At 73.9% G+C, this 18,668-nt stretch carries 14 protein-coding genes; 7 read left to right on the top strand and 7 right to left on the bottom strand.

The features are described from left to right. Positions 1-41: 41 nt before the first annotated feature. On the bottom strand, positions 42-188 hold the full coding sequence (locus tag ACPC54_RS36545) for a hypothetical protein (protein WP_498971044.1): 147 nt from the start codon (positions 186-188) through the stop codon (positions 42-44). Positions 189-281: 93 nt separating this feature from the next. On the opposite strand from ACPC54_RS36545, the gene ACPC54_RS36540 reads away from it, so the two are divergent. The 3 genes from ACPC54_RS36540 (at position 282) to ACPC54_RS36530 (ending at position 4,854) form a co-directional block, all read left to right on the top strand. Beyond that, entirely contained in the window at positions 282-1,211 is a 930-nt protein-coding gene (locus tag ACPC54_RS36540; protein ID WP_498971042.1) for a CAP domain-containing protein, read from the top strand. Positions 1,212-1,358: 147 nt separating this feature from the next. Beyond that, complete coding sequence (locus ACPC54_RS36535; RefSeq protein ID WP_498971040.1) at positions 1,359-1,919, top strand: uridine kinase family protein; 561 nt, start codon at positions 1,359-1,361, stop codon at positions 1,917-1,919. 202 nt (positions 1,920-2,121) lie between these two features. Then, entirely contained in the window at positions 2,122-4,854 is a 2,733-nt protein-coding gene (locus tag ACPC54_RS36530) for an ATP-binding protein (RefSeq protein ID WP_498971070.1), read from the top strand. Positions 4,855-5,366: 512 nt separating this feature from the next. Here the strand turns inward: ACPC54_RS36530 and ACPC54_RS36525 are convergent. Then, the gene (locus ACPC54_RS36525; RefSeq protein WP_498971037.1) at positions 5,367-5,942 is read right to left on the bottom strand and encodes an Rv1352/Rv1906c domain-containing protein; all 576 of its coding nucleotides are present in this window, start codon (positions 5,940-5,942) and stop codon (positions 5,367-5,369) included. 259 nt (positions 5,943-6,201) lie between these two features. Here ACPC54_RS36525 and ACPC54_RS36520 point away from each other — a divergent pair, with 259 nt between their 5' ends. Next, the gene (locus ACPC54_RS36520; RefSeq protein WP_498971035.1) at positions 6,202-9,066 is read left to right on the top strand and encodes an AfsR/SARP family transcriptional regulator; all 2,865 of its coding nucleotides are present in this window, start codon (positions 6,202-6,204) and stop codon (positions 9,064-9,066) included. Positions 9,067-9,118: 52 nt separating this feature from the next. On the opposite strand, the gene ACPC54_RS36515 is transcribed toward ACPC54_RS36520, so the two are convergent. Further along, complete coding sequence (locus tag ACPC54_RS36515) at positions 9,119-10,693, bottom strand: FG-GAP-like repeat-containing protein (RefSeq protein ID WP_498971033.1); 1,575 nt, start codon at positions 10,691-10,693, stop codon at positions 9,119-9,121. Between the two features lie 87 nt (positions 10,694-10,780). Beyond that, positions 10,781-12,079: an FG-GAP-like repeat-containing protein gene (locus tag ACPC54_RS36510; RefSeq protein ID WP_498971031.1), complete on the bottom strand. Its 1,299-nt coding sequence runs from the start codon at positions 12,077-12,079 to the stop codon at positions 10,781-10,783. A 287-nt stretch (positions 12,080-12,366) separates the two neighbouring features. On the opposite strand from ACPC54_RS36510, the gene ACPC54_RS36505 reads away from it, so the two are divergent. Next, a complete protein-coding gene (locus tag ACPC54_RS36505) occupies positions 12,367-13,020 on the top strand; it encodes a hypothetical protein (RefSeq protein WP_498971029.1) in 654 nt (217 codons plus the stop codon). A gap of 37 nt (positions 13,021-13,057) precedes the next feature. On the opposite strand, the gene ACPC54_RS36500 is transcribed toward ACPC54_RS36505, so the two are convergent. Further along, positions 13,058-14,251, bottom strand: coding sequence for an alpha/beta hydrolase family protein (locus tag ACPC54_RS36500; protein WP_498971027.1), 1,194 nt, complete (start codon positions 14,249-14,251; stop codon positions 13,058-13,060). Positions 14,252-14,504: 253 nt separating this feature from the next. Here ACPC54_RS36500 and ACPC54_RS36495 point away from each other — a divergent pair, with 253 nt between their 5' ends. Beyond that, the gene (locus tag ACPC54_RS36495) at positions 14,505-16,013 is read left to right on the top strand and encodes an HNH endonuclease (protein ID WP_498971025.1); all 1,509 of its coding nucleotides are present in this window, start codon (positions 14,505-14,507) and stop codon (positions 16,011-16,013) included. A gap of 29 nt (positions 16,014-16,042) precedes the next feature. Here ACPC54_RS36495 and ACPC54_RS36490 read toward each other — a convergent pair whose 3' ends face one another. Beyond that, entirely contained in the window at positions 16,043-16,429 is a 387-nt protein-coding gene (locus tag ACPC54_RS36490) for a VOC family protein (protein ID WP_498971023.1), read from the bottom strand. A gap of 101 nt (positions 16,430-16,530) precedes the next feature. On the opposite strand from ACPC54_RS36490, the gene ACPC54_RS36485 reads away from it, so the two are divergent. Then, positions 16,531-17,520, top strand: a complete 990-nt coding sequence (locus ACPC54_RS36485) for a helix-turn-helix transcriptional regulator (RefSeq protein ID WP_498971021.1) — start codon at positions 16,531-16,533, stop codon at positions 17,518-17,520. Between the two features lie 64 nt (positions 17,521-17,584). Here ACPC54_RS36485 and ACPC54_RS36480 read toward each other — a convergent pair whose 3' ends face one another. Continuing rightward, complete coding sequence (locus ACPC54_RS36480; RefSeq protein ID WP_498971019.1) at positions 17,585-18,553, bottom strand: GlxA family transcriptional regulator; 969 nt, start codon at positions 18,551-18,553, stop codon at positions 17,585-17,587. Positions 18,554-18,668: the final 115 nt, after the last annotated feature.

Below are 18,668 nucleotides of genomic sequence, written 5' to 3'. Positions count from 1 at the left end.
AACAGCGAGGGGTGCCCGGTGCGCCGGGGCGCCGGTGGCGGTCAGTGGGGTTCGGTGGCGAACCGGCCCTCGTCGACGAAGCGGCGCAGCTGGCGTGTCTGGAGGAGCACGCGGTCGCCGTGGGCGCCCGGGTGCTGCGCGGGCAGGAGGTCGTCTCGCTCACCCAGCCGAGATACGTGAACGTACACGGCGCCGTTGATCGATTGTCAACGCGGCCCTGATGTCCTGCGCTGCGTCCGCCTGCACGTCCGCACGCGGTCCGTCGAGAGTGGGAGATCCCCGTGTCGCACCCGTCCACCCGTACCCTCCGCCCGGGCGCCGGTGCCCGCCGTCGCGCCCGGCTGGCGGCCCTGGCGCTCGCCGTCTCCGTGGTGTCCGCGAGCGGCGCCACGCTGCTGGCGGTGCCGGCGAGCGCCGCGACCGCGGGCGTGGTCGAGCAGATGGTCACGATCCAGGACCACCAGAACCACCATTCCCTGGCGAGCTCCGACGACGAGGGCTCGCGGATCGTCGCCCGTGGCTACCAGAACGCCTCCACCTCGTTCTGGGTCTCCAACAAGCCCGGCGGCCGGGTCGACTTCGTCCGCAGCGTCAACGGCACCGAGCGCGTGCTGGAGATGGACACCCGGGACGGCCGGTCCACCCAGTTCGTCCGCTGGTGGGCGGGCGCCAATCAGCAGTGGACCCTGGAGGACGCCGTCGAGGGCGGCACCTACCTCCGCAACGCGGGCGGCAACGGCTGCCTGACCTACCACGGGGTCGACCGGGAGGTCACCGTCGAGGGCTGTGACGGCAGCATGTCCCAGCGGTTCGACCTGGTCGGGGCGGGCACCGGACCGGCCCCGGGCCCGGTCACCTCCGACCAGCAGCGCTTCCTGGACCGGCTGAACGCCGTGCGTGCCCAGTACGGCAAGGCGCCGGTGCGGTTCAACGCGACGCTCTCGCAGGCCGCGAAGTGCAATGCCGACCAGATGGACCAGCGCCGGGTCTCCGGGCACTTCTGCAACTCGTCGGGCATCGCGGCAGGCCTCGGCTACACCGGGCGGGGCTTCGGCGAGATAGCCTTCTACGGGCCCACCACCATCGACGCGGCCGTCGACGGCTGGATCAACTCCCCGAACCACCTGGGGATCATGATCGGCGACTACAACGAGGTCGGCCTGGCACGTACGGGCGCGGCCTCCTGGAACGCCGACTTCAGTACCCGCTGACGCCCGCCTGAAGTCCGCCTGAAGCCCGCCTGAAGTCCACCCGGGCCGCTCCGCCTCCCCGGAGCGGCCCCGGGAGGCGGCGGGCAGCTGGTTGCCGTGCCGTCCGCCGTGCGATCCTCGGTCCGTCGATCGGGAAGAGGGGGTTGCGTGCTGCTGACGCTGACCGGTGGTGCGGGGGCGGGCAAGACGACACTGGCCGATGCGCTCGTGTCGTTCGCTGCGGAGGGCCCGGCAAGCGTGCTGCACGGCGACGACTACTACTTCACTGCTCCGGGGCGAGGAATCTGGACGCGCGACGAGGCCGGGATTCCGCGCCTGGACGTCGGGGACCCGCGCTCGGTCGACATCGAGCGGCTCGACGCGGACACCGACGCCGCGCTCGCCGTCGCCCCCGTCGTGATCGTCGACGGCCTCTTCGCCCGCCGGGTCGCCCCGCGGCGGCCTTGTGGCCGGCTCGACGTCTTCATCGATCTCGCGGCGGACCTCCGGCTGGCCCGCAAGATCGACCGGAAATGCGTCAGGGGCGGCTTCCCGCTGGAGGTTCTCCTGCGGAACTACGTGGAGCACCGGCGGGCCGCCCACGAGCGGCACATCGAGCCGCTGCGGGACGAATGCGACGTGATCGTCGACGGCACACTGCCCCCGGAGACCTTGGCCGCGCAGATCTGGTCGGCGGTCGCCGCTCGTGAACTCGGCCACAGCTCCTGACAGTTGCTCACGGGTTCGGCCCGCTGCCGGGTCCGAGGGCGAGGCCGGGGGCGGCGGTCGGGCCGTCGATTTCCGCGCGTGGTGGCCGTCATGCCGGGCGGGTTTGTCAAGTCCGTTCCGGAGCAGGCTGATCGGCAGTAGCCTCGGGCCCTCTGCGACAACGGCCCTGGCGGGCGAAGGGGAGGCGGCGGTGGCCGAGGGGATGGCCGGGGGCGGCGGTGGGGCCGGGCGGGGCGAGGAGCCGCTGCACGAGCGCGAGGCCGAACTCCGGTCCGCGGCACAGGCGATCGGGGCGCTCACCCGGCCCGCCGGCACCGGGGTGGGGGAGCTGCTGCTGTACACCGGGGCGGCCGGGCTGGGCAAGACGGCGATGCTGACCGAGGTGCGGCGGGCGGCGAAACGCGCGGGCTGCACGGTGCTGTTCGCCCGGGGCGGGCAGCGGCAGTGCCACGAGCCGTTCCACGTGGTGCGCCAGCTGGTGCGGCCGGTGCTGTCGGCCCTGCCCGACGACGAGCGGGCCCGGGTCTTCGGGCCCTGGGAGGACGTCGTCGGCCCCGCGGCGGGCCTGCGGCCGCCCGGCGGGCAGCTCGACCCGCAAGGGGTGCGCGACGGGCTGGACTTCGTCCTGACCCGTCTCGTGCAGCTGCGCTCGCCGCTGGCCGTGCTGGTCGACGACCTGCACTGGGCCGACCCGGAGTCGCTCGGCTGGCTGGCCGGCTTCGCGGTGCGCGCCCGGGAGCTGCCGGCCCTGCTGGTGCTCGCCTGCCGCGACGAGTTCCCCGACGACGCGCTGGAGCTGCAGCGCGGCCTCGCCGACCGGGCCGACCGCCGGCACGACCTGCGCCCGCTCCAGCCCGCCTCGGTCGCGCACCTGGTCCGCGCCGCCCTGGGGGCGGAGGCCGAGGACGCGTTCTGCCGCCACGTCTGGGCGGTCACCGCCGGGAACCCGTACGAGACCGCCGCCCTGCTGCGTGAGGTGGCCGACCAGCGGCTCGATCCCGTCGAGGAGAGCACCGGGCTGCTGCGCGAGATCGCCGCCACCGCCCGGGGGATGACGCTGCGGCACTGGCTGGACCGGGTGGGGCCCACCGCGCTGCGCTTCGCCTGGGCGGCGTCGGTGCTGGACACCGACATCCGCCCCGAACTCGCCGCCGCCATCTGCGCGCAGGGGCCGGAGGCCGCCGCCCAGTCGGTCCGGGAGCTGCGCCGGCACCGGGTGCTGACCGGCACCTCGGCGGGCCGGCTGGAGTTCGTCCACCCGCTGGTCGCCACCTCCGTCTACCAGTCGATGCCGCCCGCCGCCCGCACCGGGATGCACGGGGTGGCCGCCGTCGAGATCGAGAACGCCGGCCTCGGTCTGCTCGCGGCCTCCCGGCACCTGCTGGAGATCCTGCCCGAAGGGGACGGCGGGATCGTCGCCAAGCTGCGCCTGGCGGCCCGCGAACACCTGGCCATCGGCGCGCCCGAGGCCGCGCAGCGGTGCCTGCGCCGGGCCATCAGCGAACCGCCCGCCGACCAGGACCGGGCCTCGGTGCTCTACGAGCTCGGCTGCTCGGCCCTGCTCACCGACCCGGCGACCACGGTCAACCAGTTGCGCCTGGCGCTCGCCGACCCGTACGGGCTGGACCCGGGGCTGCGGGTGGACGCGACCTTCCGGCTCGCCCAGGCCCTCGCCCACAGCAACCGGCTCGACGAGGCCGCCGCGCTGTGCGCCGAGGAGGCCGCGCTCGTCCCGCCCGGCCCGGGCCGGCTGCGGCTGGAGGTCGCCCACTTCATGTTCGCCGCGTTCCAGTCCGAGGACGCGGACGGCCCCGGCCGCTCCCGGCGGCTCGCGGAGTTCCACCGGATGCTGGACACCGTGGGCCTGGCCTTCACCGACGTCGACACGGACGCGGCCCCGGGCGAGGCCGTGTTCCAACGCGACGGCCTGGCCCACGCGGTGGCCGTGCTGCGCTGCTGGGACCTCACGCTGCGCGGCGCCGACCGCGAACGGGCACTCGCGCTGGCCGAGTCCGCGCTGCCGGGCGGCCGGCTGCACCCCAGCCTCGGCTGGACCAACACCACCTGGGGCTTCGAGCTCCCGGGGATCCTGGGCCTCAGCTACCTGTACGCCGACCGCGTCGACCGGGCGGAGGAGCTGTTCACCGAGGCGGTGCGCGCCTACGAGGTCGCCGGGTGGAGCGGCGGCCACCTCGGCTTCGCCTACTTGCTGACCGGCATGCTGCGGTTCCGCTGCGGCGCGCTGGCCGAGGCGGAGGACTACCTGCGCCGCGCCCTGCGCAGCGCGGCCCGGATAGGGCCGGGCACCCCGCTGCACTGGGACGCGGTCGGGGCGCTGGCCGAGACCCTGGCCGCGCGCGGCCGACTGGCGGAGGCCCTGGAGCTCGCCCGCGAACACGCCTTCGGCCCGCCGTTCCCGACCGTGATGGTGCTGCCCGACGCCCCCACGCTGTACGGCCGGCTGCTGCTGGCCCGGGGCGACGCGCCGGGTGCGGCCGAGGTGCTGACCGCCGCCGGAGCGGCCCTGGACGCGCGCGGGTGGCGCAACACGGTGTGGGCGCCGTGGCCGGGGCACCTGGCCCGCGCGGTGGCCGGCGACCAGCCGGAGCGGGCCCGTGAGCTCGCCGAGGAGGGGGTGCGCCGGGCCCGCGAGTCCGGGACCGACTCGGCGGTCGGCAGCGCCCTGCGGCTGTGCGCCGCCGTCCACGAGCCACCGCGTGCGGTCGGGCTGCTGACGGAGGCGGTCCGGCACCTGGAGCGCTCGCCGGCCCGCTACGAGCACGCCCTGGCCCTGGTCGACCTCGGCGCGGCGCTGGGCCCCGCCGCGGCCGGCCGCACCGCGCTCACCCGGGGCCTGGAGCTGGCCGTCCACTGCGGCGCGGACGGCCTGGCCGCCCGGGCCCGCGACCTCCTGCACCGGCCGTCGGGGAGCTGAGGCGCGGATCGGCCACTCCTCGCCGCGACGCGAGGCCCCGAACATGGTCGGCGCCGTCAACTCCGTTCTCCAGTACCCGCTCTGGCGCGGCAACTCGAACCGGACTTCGTCCGCGCCGTCGCCGCCGACCCGGGCCTGGCCCACTCGCTGGCCGACTTCGCGATCAAGCACAAGGACCTGATCGGCGGGCCCGACCAGATCCTCGACACCAACGCCGGCACCGCCCAGTCCCTCAACGTCACCAACCAGACGGCCGGCTACCACTACCTCGGCCTGTACGCCGTGACCGACTTCAGCGGAGTCACGGTCAGCACCGAGTTCTGAGCCCCGGGCCCACCGGAGGACGGCACGGCATGCGCTCGGCCGGGGTTTCCCGGCCGAGCGTCGTGCGTCGGCGGCAGCGACACACCGTCCCGCCCCGGCCGTGAGGGCGATCCGCGACGGTCCGGGCCGCGAATCAAGGCGCTACGACCGACTGCGAAGGCCGGGATCACCGCAGCGGGAACGGTCGATCAGCCGGTCTTGACCCAGGCCTGGCAGCCGCTGGACTTGAAGATCTTGTCGCCGGCCTTGATGGTGACGACGCCGGGGCCCTGCAGGTTGTCGTTGGCGATGATCGAGCCGACGCCGTCACCGCCGTTGTTGCGCTCCCAGTAGCACAGGCCCATGGCGCCAGGACCCTTGGTCTTGTAGGTGCCGGGCTGGACGTCCGTGCCGACCTCGTAGGTGCCGTCGCCGCCGATGGTGTTCTGCGGCTGAGCGGTGGTCGCGGCGGCCTGCGGGACGGCCGGCGGGGCAGCCTGCTGCGGCGTGGCCGGCGCGGCGGCCTGCTGCGGGGCCTGGGCGGTGACCGTCGCCGTCGCACTGACGGTGACCGTGGCGGCGGGCTTGGCCGCCGCATCCGAGCCGGCGGTCGAGGTCTTGCCGTTGTTGTTGCCGTTGCCGGAGGCCCCGATGCCGGCGCCGATGATCAGAGCGACGGGGACGAGGACGCGGTTCTTCCGGTACCAAGGGCGCTTGGGAGCCTGCTGCGCAGCGTGGGGCGGCTGGGGCTGGGGCTGAGGCGCGGCGAAGGAGGGGGTGGTCACGCGGGCTCCTAGGGAGAGCGGCTGATGGTGCAGATGCACGCGGCAGCAACTCTGGTGGATGACGTGCGGTGGCACCGGGCGTTATGGGTGTCTCGTGATCAGATTGTGTCGATCGGTCGGGCTCGGTGCGGTGACCGCGCCGGAGAACCGGCTGGGACGGGTGAACCTTCCTGTACATCCCATCCCCGCCTCCCCTACGGTGGTCGGTGATCATCTCGCTCGAACGAGTGGAGCGAGGTGAGGGATCGGGGGATCAAACATGAACTTCGGCCTACTCGGCCCGCTCGTCGTCACCACAGGCCCGACCGGGCGACTCGTCGAACGACCCGTCGGCGGCGCCAAGGTACGCACCCTGCTCGCCGTCCTCCTCCTGGAGGCCAACCGGCCCGTCCCGCCGGAGCGGCTCAAGGCCGCGCTCTGGGGCGACCGCCCGCCGGCCTCGGCGAACGCCTCGCTGCACAACATGCTGGCCCGCCTGCGGGCACAGCTCACCGAGGAGCACGACGAGCACGACGAGCACGACGAACGCGATGAACGCGACGAGCGCGCCGACCGCCTGCGTTCCACGCCGCTCGGCTACGTGCTGAAGGTGACGGACGGCGAGCTGGACGCCCGGCTCTTCGACCTGGGCGTCCAGCGGGCCCGGGACGCCCTGCGGCGCGAGGACTGGACATCGGTACGGCAGGAGTCGGCGGCGGCCCTCGCACGCTGGCGCGGTGTCCCGCTGGCCGAGTTCCCGGACCTGCCGCAGGCGCAGACGCCACGCCGGCAGTGGCAGGAGGCCCGCCTGCAGGCCCTGGAGTGGCGCATCGAGTCCGACCTGCGCCTCGGGCAGGTCGACGGCCTGATACCCGAGTTGACGGCCCTGACCGCCGAGCACCCGCTCCACGAGGCCTTCCACGCCCAGCTGATGCTGGCCCTGCACCGCCTCGGGCAGCGCTCCGAAGCCCTGGCCGTCCACCAGCGGCTGCGCCGCACCCTGGTCGAGGAACTCGGCGTCGACCCGGGGCCCGGAGTCCGGGAGGCCCACCGGCAGGTCCTGCGCGACACGACCGGTGCCGTGCGGCGGTCCGCCCCGGCGCGAGTCCGCCCGCAGTCCCAACTCCCTTCCGCCCTCGTCGACTTCACCGGCCGTCAGGCCGACCTGCAGAGCCTGACCGACCTCCTCACCAGCCCGCCCGCGGACGGCGTCCCCCGGGTCGTGGTGGTCTCCGGCATGGGCGGCATCGGCAAGACCGCCCTCGCCGTCCAGGCCGCCCACGCCGTCAAGCACCACTACCCGGACGGCCAGCTGTACGCCGACCTGCGCGGCTTCGGCGCCGTCCCCGCCCGCGATCCGCACGAGCTGCTCGCGGCCTTCCTGACGGCCCTGAACCAGCAGGAGGACCACGGCGGCCCGAGGCCCCTCCCCGAGCACACCGACGACCGGGCCGCCCTGCTGCGCACCGTCCTCGCCGACCGCCGCGTCCTGCTGGTGCTCGACAACGCCCGCGACGCCGCCCAGGTGGAGCCCCTGCTGCCGGGCGGCTGTCGCAGCGCGGTGATCGTCACCTCGCGCAACACCCTCCCCGACCTCCCCGCGAGCGCCCGGTTCTCCCTCGCACCGCTCGACGTCGAGGAGCAGCGCGCCCTGCTCTCCCGCCTCTGCGGCCCCGAGCGGGTTCGGCAGGACCCGGACGGCGCCCTGCGCCTGCTGGCCGCCTGCGCGGGCCTGCCGCTGGCGCTGCGGATCACCGGGGCCCGGCTCTCCTCCCGCCCGGCCTGGACGCCGGGCGCCCTGGCCGAGCGCCTGGAGGACAGCCGGGGGCGGCTGCGGTCCCTGTCGGTGGGGCGGCTCGCCGTCGACACCACGTTCGCCACCAGCTACCTCGCGATCCGCGACAGCGCGGACCCGGTGGAACGCGAAGCCGCCCGCGCCTTCAGGCTGCTGGGCCTGTGGGCGGGCCACACGCTGGGGGTGGACGCCGCGGCCGCGCTGCTGGGCCGCCCCCGGGAGCACGCCGCGGACCTGCTCGAACTGCTGGCGGACGTCCACCTGGTGCAGACGCCGGAGCCGTGGCGGTACCGGTTCCACGACCTGCTGGGGGAGTTCGCGGCGGAGCGCGTCCGCGAGGAGGAACCGGCCGAGGCGCGCGAGGCCGCCGCCCTGCGTCTGGGCGTCTGGTACACGGTCGCCCTGGAGTCGGCCGGCATGGCCATCAATGCATCGGGAGCTCCGCGCCTCGCCGACGTCCCCGCGGTACCGGTGCCCGTCTTCGCCGACCCCCAGCAGGCCCTGGAGTGGTGCGGGCAGGAGCTGCCCGTCGTCAAGGAGGTGATCCGCAGGGCCGCGGACTCCTCCCGGCCCGATCTCACCTGGCGGCTCGCGATCTGGCTCATGGGGTACGCGCACACTTTCTGGTGGACCGGCGAGTGGGACGCGTGCCTGGCCCTCGCCCTGAAGTCCGCCCAGGAGCACGGCGACCTGCGCGGCCAGGCCTGGACGCTGCGCCGGCTCGGCGCGTCCCACGGCATGGCCTACCGCAACGCCGAGGCGATCGAGGCCCTGGAAGCCGCACTGGCCCTCTTCGAGCAGGACGGCGACGGGGTCTGCAAGGCCGTCATCCTCGGGAACCTGTCCGTGGCCCACAGCCAGCAGGGCAGGTACGGGCAGGCTCTGGCGTACGCGGAGGTGGCCTGGGAGATCCACCAGCGGGCCGGAGTGGATGAGGGCGGGGTCGGCCTGCTCGCGGCCCTGGCCCAGGCGTACCTCTACAACGAGGACTTCGAAGCCGCGCTCACGTACTACCGGTCGCTCCTCGAACGCTGCCGGAGCCACGGCAACCTGACGCACACCGCCGTGGCCCTGGCCAACCTCGGTGACTGCCTGCGCGGACTCGGCCGGGAGGAGGAGGCCTTCGCCGCGCTCGACGAGTCCCTGGCGATCCGCCGGCGGCTGGGGGACATGAGCGGCATCGCCGACACCCTGGTCATCAGCGGCCGCGCCCACGCCCACTTCGGCCGGCCGTCGCGGGCCCGCGCCTGCTACGAAGAGGCGGCCGGGATCGGCCGTGACCACGACATCCCCGCCCTGCTCCAGCAGGGCCTCGACGGGCTGGAACGGCTCCGGAACCTCCAGCAGTGAACGCGTCTGCACCGCCCGGCGGTTGACATCCGGGCGGTGCAGACGTGCGGGATCAGCCGGTGGGCACTCCGCCCGCCACCTGGCCGAGACCGGTCCAGCCGCCGTGTCCGTCGCCGCCGTTCCAGGTGTAGACGGTGGCGGCGTTGGACGGCGGGTCGGTGCGGATGTAGTCCGCGTTGCCGCCGCCGTCGAAGTCGGCGAACTGCACCCGGCTCTGGTCCGTCGTGAGCCCGGTGGCGGCCTGGCCGAGGAACAGCCAGCCGCCGCCGGTGTCGCCGCCCCGGTTCAGGTAGACGCGCACGGCGCCGCTCGGGTCGATGACGGCGTAGTCGGCCTTGCCGTCGCCGTCGAAGTCGGCGAGGCGGACCCGGCTCTGGTCGGTGGTCAGGCCGCTCGCGACGGTCCCGAGGTCCTGCCAGTCGCCGTGCCCGTCGACGAACTTGTTGAGGTAGGTGTGCACCGAGCCGTCCGGGTTGATCACTTCGTAGTCGGCCCTGCCGTCGCCGTCGAAGTCGGCGAGGCGGACCCGGCTCGGGTCCGTGGTCAGACCGGTCGCGACGGTCCCGAGGTCCTGCCAGCCGCCGTGCCCGTCGCCGCCCTTGTTCAGGTAGACGTGCACGGAGCCGTCCGGGTTGATCACTTCGTAGTCGGCCTTGCCGTCGCCGTCGAAGTCGGCGAAGCGCACCCGGGCGGGGTCCGTGGTGAGGCCGGTGGCCACCTGGCCGAGGGGCTGCCAACCGCCGCGCCCGTCGCCGCCCTTGTTCAGCCAGACGTTCACCGAGCCGTTCTGGTTGATGGTGAGGTAGTCGGCCTTGCCGTCGCCGTCGAAGTCCGCGTACCTGACCCGCCCGAGGCCGCCCGACTCACTGGCGGTGTTCGAGGCTACGGAAGCCCGCGCGGCGCCGGCGGAGTAGGCCTGGTCCAGCCCGCCGTAGAAGGCCTGCGCGATCCGCCGGTAGCCGCTGTCGTTCGGGTGCAGGCGGTCGGACATCTCGGCGGGTGCCAGGGCGGGCGGCTCCACGAACCGGAAGCTGTTCCCGGCCTCAGCCTCGACCGCCTGCAACTGCCTTGCCCCGTCGTTGTATTCGGGCGGTGGGAGCTGGAGCCCCTGGGTGTTCGGGAGCACGCCCTCCATGACCACCGCGACCCCGGGCCGGTCCTCGTAGATCCGGTCGAGGAGGGTCTTGAGGCGGTCGGGCGCGTGGGCGGGGTCGGCGCCCCGGTCGAGGTCGTTGACCCCGATGTGTAGAAGCACGACGTCCGGGTGCGCGGAGGCCAGCCACTGGTCGATCCCGGCGCGGATGTCGTCGATCATGTAGCCGGAGTGGCCCTCGTGGGCGAGGTCGGGCAGTTGCCCGCCGGCCTGGGAGCCCACGAACCGTACGGTGTAACGGGATTGGCCGGCGACCAGGTTCCACAGCGGGGCGCGGTAGGACGAGCCGGTCGCGCTGCCGGCGCCCGCGGTGATCGAGTCGCCGAGCGGCATGACGCGCAGCGAGGGTGCGGCGACGGCCGGGGTGACGGCGGGCGCGCCCTGGGCGGCTCGGGCGGACGGCGGGTTCGGCGCGGCGGCGACACCGGCCACGCCCAGCGCGGCGCTCAGGCCGAACAGCAGGATGCGTTTCAAGGTTCCCCCCTTGACGTGAGGTGGTGTGGGTCGGGCGCGGGGGCCTCGGCTGACGGACCGAGGCCCCCGGGTGGCGGAGGGCGGCGATCAGGCGCCGGTGGCGATCTGACCGAGGTTGGTCCAGTTGCTGCCGCCGTCGTAGCGGTAGACGTTGACCTTGCCGTACGGGTCGGTGGTGATGTAGTCGGCCCGGTTGTCGCCGGTGAAGTCGCCGAAGGCGACGGCGTTCTGGTTGGTGGTGATGCCGGTGGCGATCTGCCCCATGGGGTCCCACTGGCCGTGGTAGATGTCGTTGTTGCGGTAGGCGGTGACCGAGCCGTTCGGGTTGATCGCCACGTAGTCGGCCTTGCCGTCGCCGTCGAGGTCGGCGAGGCGGACCCGGCTCTGGTCGGTGGTCAGGCCGGTGGCGGTCTTGCCGAGGTTCTGCCAGCCGCCGCCGGTGTCGCCGCCCCGGTTGAGGTAGGTGGTGACGGAGCCGTCCGGGTTGATCGCGTTGTAGTCCGCCCGGCCGTCGCCGTCCATGTCGGCGAAGCGCACCCGGCTGAGGTCGGTGGTCAGACCGGAGGCGACGATGCCGAGGTCCTGCCAGCCGCCGCCGGTGTCGCCGCCCCGGTTGAGGTAGACGTGCACCGAGCCGTCCGGGTTGATGGCGATGTAGTCGGGCAGCCCGTCGCCGTCGAAGTCGGCGAAGCGCACCCGGTCGGGGTCCGCGGTGATGCCGGTGGCGACCTGGACGGGCTGGCCCCAACCGCCGTGGCCGTCACCGCCGTTGTTCGGCCAGACCGTGACCGCTCCGGTGGAGCCGATGGTGATGTAGTCGTCGCCCTTGCCCCGGCCCCAGAAGTCCGCCCACTTCACCCGGCCGTTGCCCGCCTCGGTGCCCCGGTGGTGGTCCGACCGCCCCCGGATCATGCGCCACTGGGCGTTGTCGCCCTGGAAGCCCGGCATGCAGGCGGGCAGCTTGTTGTTGAGGAGCTTGAGGTAGCAGCCGTTGGGGTTGCTGATGGTCGTCCAGGCGCCGTTGTCGGAGCCGCGGATCCAGTGGGGGTTGTAGCTGTCGCTGTCGCAGGCCACGGACACGGCGTCGCCGTACGGGTCCGCCGCCAGGCAGGAGCGGTAGGAGGCGGTGTCGATGAACGTGTCGTGGTCCGTGACGACGAACCGCTGATCGGGGCTGGTGTCGCAGGGGGCGACCGTGAGGTCCGCCCGGTCGGAGCTGGACACGGCCTGGAGACACAGGCCGGTCGCCTTGTTCTGGATCTGGAAATCCAAGGGGTTGTCGAGGGCCGACGCCTGCCCCGCGGAGACCGTCAGACCGGTCACCAGCATGGCGACGACGGTCAGGGTGGCCCTGATCCGGCGGAACCGGGGAATTCTGGGTTTCACGTGTGCTGCCTCCGGCTTGTGGTGCGCGCGCCCGCCCTCGACTTCGCTGCGGAGGACGGGTCACGCGGAGAGGACACGAGGCTGACAGGGCTCCCCAACAGCGGCCCAACAATCCACCAACAGCCCGCCGACGGCGGCGCACCCGAGGGCCCCGGTGGGGCCGTTCCGGCGGGCTCCCGAGGTCGACGGCCGCGAACATCGCCGCGTACCCGAGAAGTTCGAAAGCCGGGGCGCCCCGGTGGACCGGCGTGGCAGGATGCGGCGTAGTCACGTTGAGGGAGGAACCTGTGACCCTGAGTCCGGGTGAGTGGTCGATGCTGGAGGCCCTCGTCGCCGAGAGCCCGGGCTGGCTGACCGGGGCCCTGCCGCTGGAACGCCGGGTCGCCGGCCACTGGATCGTCCGCCGCCTCGTGGGAGCGGCGCTGTGCGAGGCCGCCGGCCCCGAGGTGCTGGACGCCCTCACCACGGCCTCCTCCCGTCCGGCGTGGGCCGTGCGGGCCACCGAGCTGGGGCAGGACCTCCTGCGCTACCGCGGGCTGCGGGAACGCCCGGCCGAGCAGGCCCCGGCGCCCCCGCCCGACTGCGGGCCGGACACGACGATCAGCGTGCGCGGCATCGACCTGCCCCTGCTCCGCACCGTCTGCGCCGACGCCGAGGCCGGTGCCCTGACCGGTGTGGACACCGCCGCGCTGGGCGCGGCGATCGCCAGGGCGCGTCCGGTGGGCGGCTCCCGGCGGCACACCGTGGACGTCACCAGGGCCGAACTCGCCGCGATCCTGCGGGTGTTGTACCTGGAGTGCCTGCGCGGCGACGCCGCGGGGTACCACCACGTCCTGCGCTCGTCGCCCCTGGCCGACGATGTCCGGCCCGACCCGGTGCGCCACCCACCGGCGGCCGTCGTACGGGCGCGCATCGGCGCCTCCACCGCGAAGTCCCGCTGAACCGGCCGGCCCGGAGTTCGGGACGCCCCGCCCTGGTTCACCCCTGGAAGACCATCTCCGGATCGGTCGGCGAGGGGTCGTCGAGCAGCGGCTGCGGGATGCCCTTCAGCTGCTCGTCGAAGAAGGCCGCGACGTAGTCGCGGGTGAGCTGCTCGGCGCGCGCGGACGGGATCGAGCCGTCCACGCCGGTGACGCCCGCCTCGTCGGCGAGGACGGGGACGTCCGTGAAGCTGACGTGGTTGGATCCGGTGACGGTCAGCCAGCGCTTCCAGCCGTCGAGGTTCGCCCAGTTCGCGGCCCAGCTCGGCTCGTCGCCGGTCGCGCCGTGGTTGACCGGGTTGCCGAGCAGCAGCACCGGGCGGTGGCCGAGACCCTCGGCCGGGACGGGGAGGAAGAACCTGCCGTCCAGGTCGGCGCCGGCCCGCACCCGCTGGTCGGCGGCCATCGTCGCGATGGCCGCGTTGCCGCCGAGCGAGTGCCCGGCCGTGCCGATCCGGCGCCGGTCGATCAGCTGCGCGTGCTGCCAGGCCGGACGGCGGCCGGTCAGCTGGTCCAGGACGAACGAGAGGTCCGCGGCGCGGCTCCGCACGTTGTCGGCGTCCTTCACGTCGGGCAGGCTGCACAGCGCGCAGCCGAGGGTCCGTCCGTCGGGGAACGTCGTTCCGGAGTCCTCGTAGGTGTGGTTGACGAGTGCGACCACGTAGCCGCGGCTGGCCAGGTCCACGGCGAGGCCGGTGAGCGTCTGGCGCGGCAGTCCGAAGCCGGGCGAGAGCACCACCAGCGGGTACCTGCCGTGCTCCGGGCGGGCGTCGGCGGACGCGTGGGTGCGGGCTTCGGCGAGTGCGCGGGCCGGGAACGCGCCGCCGCTGCCCTCCATGGTCAGGAAGTTCGTCGCCTCGTCGGTGGTCATGAAGGGCGCGGGCCGGCCGGTGCCGGAGCGGGCGGGGTAGTACACCGACACCATCAGCTGCCGTGGCCCGGCGCTCGGCACCCATGGGTCCGGGCGGTCCCGCTCGACCAGGTGCAGTGTGTCGACGCCGACCGCGTGCGGGCCGCTCGGGCGGGGCAGCGCCAGCTGAACTCCCGGGCCGGGCGGGGCCGGGACGGCGGTGGAGAGGGTGACGGCGGGGGCGGCGGCGGGGGCGGCGAAGGCCGTACCGGCTGCGCCGATCGGCAGTGGCAGGACGATCGCGAGGGCGACGGCGACGGCGGTGCGGCGGATGCGGGTCATGCCACCGAGGTTAGGAACCGACCGTCCCGCCGGGCGTCGACCCGGCGGCGGAGCCGGCCCCGGGCCCGACCCGGACCGGGGCCCCGGCTGATCCCGGGGACGCGGCGGGCCGCCACCCTTAAGGACAAGGCCGTTGCGCTGCCGGGGGCAGGGCCGCGATGGCGCGGGCACCCGCGGGCACTGCGCGGGCGGCTCCTGTCAGTGGGGTGATGGATGATCACCGAGGCACGATGGCAGAGCAGGGGAGGGCGCGGTGTCCGGTGTGGTGATACGCGGTCCGCTGGGCGATGTCGCCCGGCTGGCAACGCTGCGGGACGGTGTCCACGCCGAGGACGCCTACGCGGCGGCCCTGTGCTGGTGGTCCGCGGCGGCGGCCCCCGCGGCGGTCATGCCCGCGTGGCGGTCCTGCGTGGTCTGGGCGGCGTTCCTGACGACGGAGGACCGACGCCCGCTCGCCGCGGCCCTGCGCAACGCGGGCCTGGAGCCGCACCGCTTTCCGCACTTCGGCCTCCACCCGGACGTCACCACCGAAACCCGCCTGCGGGCGGCCCGCGCCGCGACCACCCGGCGCACCCCGCCCGGCACCGCGTTCTCCATGCTGCTCACCGGCAGCCCGATCAAGCACGGCAGCGCCAGGAAGTCCTCCGACGAGTTCCTCGCAAGCACCCTCAGGGTCGCCTGGGACGGCGGCGAGTACCGCCCGTACGGCGAGTTGCGTGCTCTGCGCGGCTCCGGCCCTACGGGGAAGCCGCCGAGGATCGGCGTGTTGTGGGAGATGCCAGAGCACGACTGGCGGTACGACGCGCAGACCTCCCCGGCCTCCGCCAACCGGCTCCTGATCTTCCGCCGTCAGCAGGCAGGATCCCGCAGGGCGTCCGCCGCCCGCCGGGAGATCACGGCGGCGGCGGAAGCGGTCGAGGAACTCGCCCGCATTTCCCGCCGCCTGCCGGTCGGCCGACTGGATTTCCGGATGACCGGCGAGGCGGCCGAGAAGTTCTGGCCCGTTCGGCTCACCGAAGACCTCTTCGACAGTCAACCGGTCCTGCCGGAGGGGCAGTTCTTTCGCCTGCCCGACCACACGCACCGGATCGCCGCGGCCCTCGCCCTCGCCGAGGACACGCAGGTCATCACCGGTAGCCACATCGAGGCCGCATGGTCGCTCGTGGCCCGCTCGTGCCGGGACCGGGCCCGGCTGCTCAGCCCCGCCGATCCGGACCTCGTCGAAGGCATTCTCGCCGACACCGACGTGCGGGTCTCTTCCGCCACCGGTTCCCCGGAAGCGGGGTCGCCCGGGGCGCTCTCCTCGTTCGGCGACGGCGACGGCGCCGATGACGCCGACGCCGGCGCCCCGGCCGCCGTACCGGCCGGGGCAGTGCGAAGCCGCAAAGGCAAGGTGAAGCGGGACAGCGCGGTGGTTCGGGACGTCAAGGGCTGGCACGGCAACCGCTGCCAGATGTGCGCGAGCGTCCTGAGGATCCCCGGACCACGCCACGCGGCCAGCGAAGGCGCCCACATCCGCCCGCTGGGGGAGGGCGGCCACGACTACACCGGCAACGTCCTCTGCCTGTGCCCGAACTGCCACACGCAGTTCGACCTGGGCGGCCTCTACCTGACCGACGACCTGCACGTCGTGGAAACGGTCACCGGAACAGTCCGCCGGCGTCTCGCGACCGACCCCCGCCACGATGTCGACCTTGAGTGCGTCCGCTGGCACCGCGCTCGCTGGGCACGGTTCGCCCCGCCTCCGCCCCCGGGCCGGTAGGCCCACCGCGCAGGGGACTGCGCGTGGCGTCAGCGGGCGAACTTTTCGATGGCCTCCGGGGTGACGGGGGTGAAGAAGTTGACGAGGTTGCCGTCCGGGTCGCGGAACAGCAGTGACCGGTTGCCCCAGGGCATCGTGGTGGGCTCGGTGACGAAGCCGGTCAGGTTCCGGTGGACGCGGTCCACGTCGTCGACGAGGAACTCGGTGATGACGCTGTGGTTGTCCGCCGGGCGGGCGGAGCCCGCGGCGAACAGCGGGACGGTGCGGGTGCCGGCGATCGCGAGGGTGGCGCCGCCGGTCCTGAGCTCGGCGAAGTCCTCGGTGAACCGGATCGCCCGCGCCCCCGTCGCCCGCTCGTAGAACTCGACGAGGCGCGCCACGTCGCCGGTGATGATGCGGATCGAGACGAAGTCCATGGGAATCTCCTTGGCCCTTGGCCGTACTGGTGGGGTGCACGTCGCAGGCTAGGAGAAATAGTGGACAGAACCGGTCCGGTATTCGCGTTAGGCTGCGAAACATGCCACGACCCACCGGCCGCGTCCTGACACTCCTGGAACTGCTGCAGTCGGGCGGCACCCGGACCGCGGCCGAACTCGCCGACCGCCTCGGCGTCGAAGAGCGCACCGTGCGCCGGTACGTGGACCAGCTGATCGACCTCGACGTGCCCGTGGAGTCGCTGCGCGGCCGCTACGGCGGGTACCGGCTCGCCCCCGGCTACCGCCTGCCTCCGCTCATGCTCAGCGACGACGAGGCGCTGGCCGTGCTGCTCGGCCTGCTCGCCGGCCGCCGCACAGGGCTGACGACGGCGGAACGCACGGCGAACGAGACGGCGTCGGCGAAGATCCGGCGGGTCCTGCCCCGGCACATCGCCCGCCGGCTCGACACCCTGCTGGACGCACTCGCCTTCACGGACCAGCCCGGCGAATTCGACACCCCGGACGCCGGGCTGCTGCTGACCATCGCCGATGCGGTGCGTCACCACCGGCCGGTCTCGATCCGCTACACCGACCGCGACGGACGGCGCAGCGAACGCACCCTGCACCCGTACGGGATCGTCGCCCACGCGGGCCGGTGGTACGTCACGGGCGAGGACCCGCGCATCGGTGAGGGCCGGACCTTCCGGCTCGACCGCATCGCGGACGCGCGGACGCTGCCCGGCTCCTTCGACACGCCCGTGGGGCCCGGTCCGGCCCAGCGCGTGCTGTCGGGATTCGCCACGGCCGAGTACCGCCATGAGGTGACCTTGCGGATCCACGGGACGGCCGAGCAGATCCGCGCGCACCTCCCCGCCGCCGTCGCGACCCTGGAGGAGCAGGAGCCCGCGGCCGGCCGGGACCCGGCGTCCGAGCGCTGGCTGCGGGTCGAGCTGCGGGTTCAGCAGCTCGACTGGCTGCCCCGGACACTCGCCGCACTCGACCGGCCGTTCGTCATCGAGCGCCCCGACGAACTGCGCCACCTCGTCACCGCGCTCGCCGACCGCCTCACGTCCCACGCCCGCCGGACCTGACGGCGAGGAACCGGGGCCATGGCCTGACGGCCGCTTTCGGCACGCTGGTGCCCGTGTCCCGGGGTCAGCCGGTGGTGGGCGGGGTTCCGAAGGTGCGGCGGTAGGCCTGGGGTGTGGTGCCGAGGCGGCGGGCGAAGTGGTGGCGGAGGGTGTCGATGCTGCCGAAGCCGGTGCGGTGGGCGATGACGGTGACGGGCTCGTCCGTGGTCTCCAGGTGCTGCTGGGCGAGCAGGACGCGTTGTCCGGTGAGCCACTGCAGGGGGGTGGTACCGGTCTCCTGGCGGAAGCGGCGGGCGAAGGTGCGTGCGGAGAGGTGGGCGTGGCGGGCCATGGCCTCGACGGTGAGGTCCTGGTCGAGGTTGGCCTCGATCCAGGCGAGGACGGGGGCGAGGGAGCCGGTCCCGGGGCGGGGGAGGGGGCGTTCGCGGTACTGGTGCTGGCCGCCGTCGCGGTGCGGGGGTGCGACCATGCGGCGGGCGATGGCGTTGGCGACGGCGCTGCCGTGTTCCTTGCGGATCAGGTGGAGGCAGGTGTCGACGCCGGCGGCGGTGCCGGCGCCGGTGATGACCGGGTCCTCGTCGACGTAGAGGACGTCCGATTCGACGAGGGCGCGTGGGTGGCGGCGGGCGAGTTCGTCGGTGTATCGCCAGTGGGTGGTGCAGCGCCGGCCGTCCAGCAGGCCGGCCTCGCCGAGCAGGAAGGCGCCGGTGCAGATGCTCAGGACGCGGGCGCCGCGATCGACGGCGGCGCGCAGTTCCTCGGCCAGCCGGTCCGACTGCCGCAGCCGCGGGTCGTAGGCCGGGACGCAGATGAGGTCCGCCGAGGCCAGGCGCTCGGGGCCGTGCCCGGTCCGCACCTCGAAGCCGTGCCGGGTCGGGACGCTGTCGCCGGTGCCGGAGAGTCCTGAGACGAGGGCGAAGTCGTAGACGGGGAGCGCGTCGTCGCCGCGGTCGATGCCGAAGACCTCGCAGAAGACGCCCAACTCGAAGGCGTGGGCGCCCGGGAGGGCCAGGACGGCGACATCGCGGAGCACGGGCCCCGATCTCCTCTCACGACGGTGGCAGGAATTTCAGCCTATCCGTCGTTTCCGCCACTCCTCGCGGGTGCCCCGCCCTGGAAGGCTCGCAGGCGTCACCCCCCACCACGCG

Source organism: Kitasatospora sp. NPDC094028 (assembly GCF_049543595.1).
Lineage (GTDB): Bacteria > Actinomycetota > Actinomycetes > Streptomycetales > Streptomycetaceae > Kitasatospora.
The sequence above is the reverse complement of the archived record's forward strand: the minus strand, read 5'-3'. Positions and strand labels throughout refer to the sequence as shown.

Coding starts and splice junctions, on each gene's coding strand:
- ACPC54_RS36530 (WP_498971070.1), top strand. CDS start 2,122: ATGGCCGGGGGCGGCGGTGGGGCCGGGCGGGGCGAGGAGCCGCTGCAC.
- ACPC54_RS36520 (WP_498971035.1), top strand. CDS start 6,202: ATGAACTTCGGCCTACTCGGCCCGCTCGTCGTCACCACAGGCCCGACC.
- ACPC54_RS36500 (WP_498971027.1), bottom strand. CDS start 14,251: ATGACCCGCATCCGCCGCACCGCCGTCGCCGTCGCCCTCGCGATCGTC.
- ACPC54_RS36490 (WP_498971023.1), bottom strand. CDS start 16,429: ATGGACTTCGTCTCGATCCGCATCATCACCGGCGACGTGGCGCGCCTC.
- ACPC54_RS36485 (WP_498971021.1), top strand. CDS start 16,531: ATGCCACGACCCACCGGCCGCGTCCTGACACTCCTGGAACTGCTGCAG.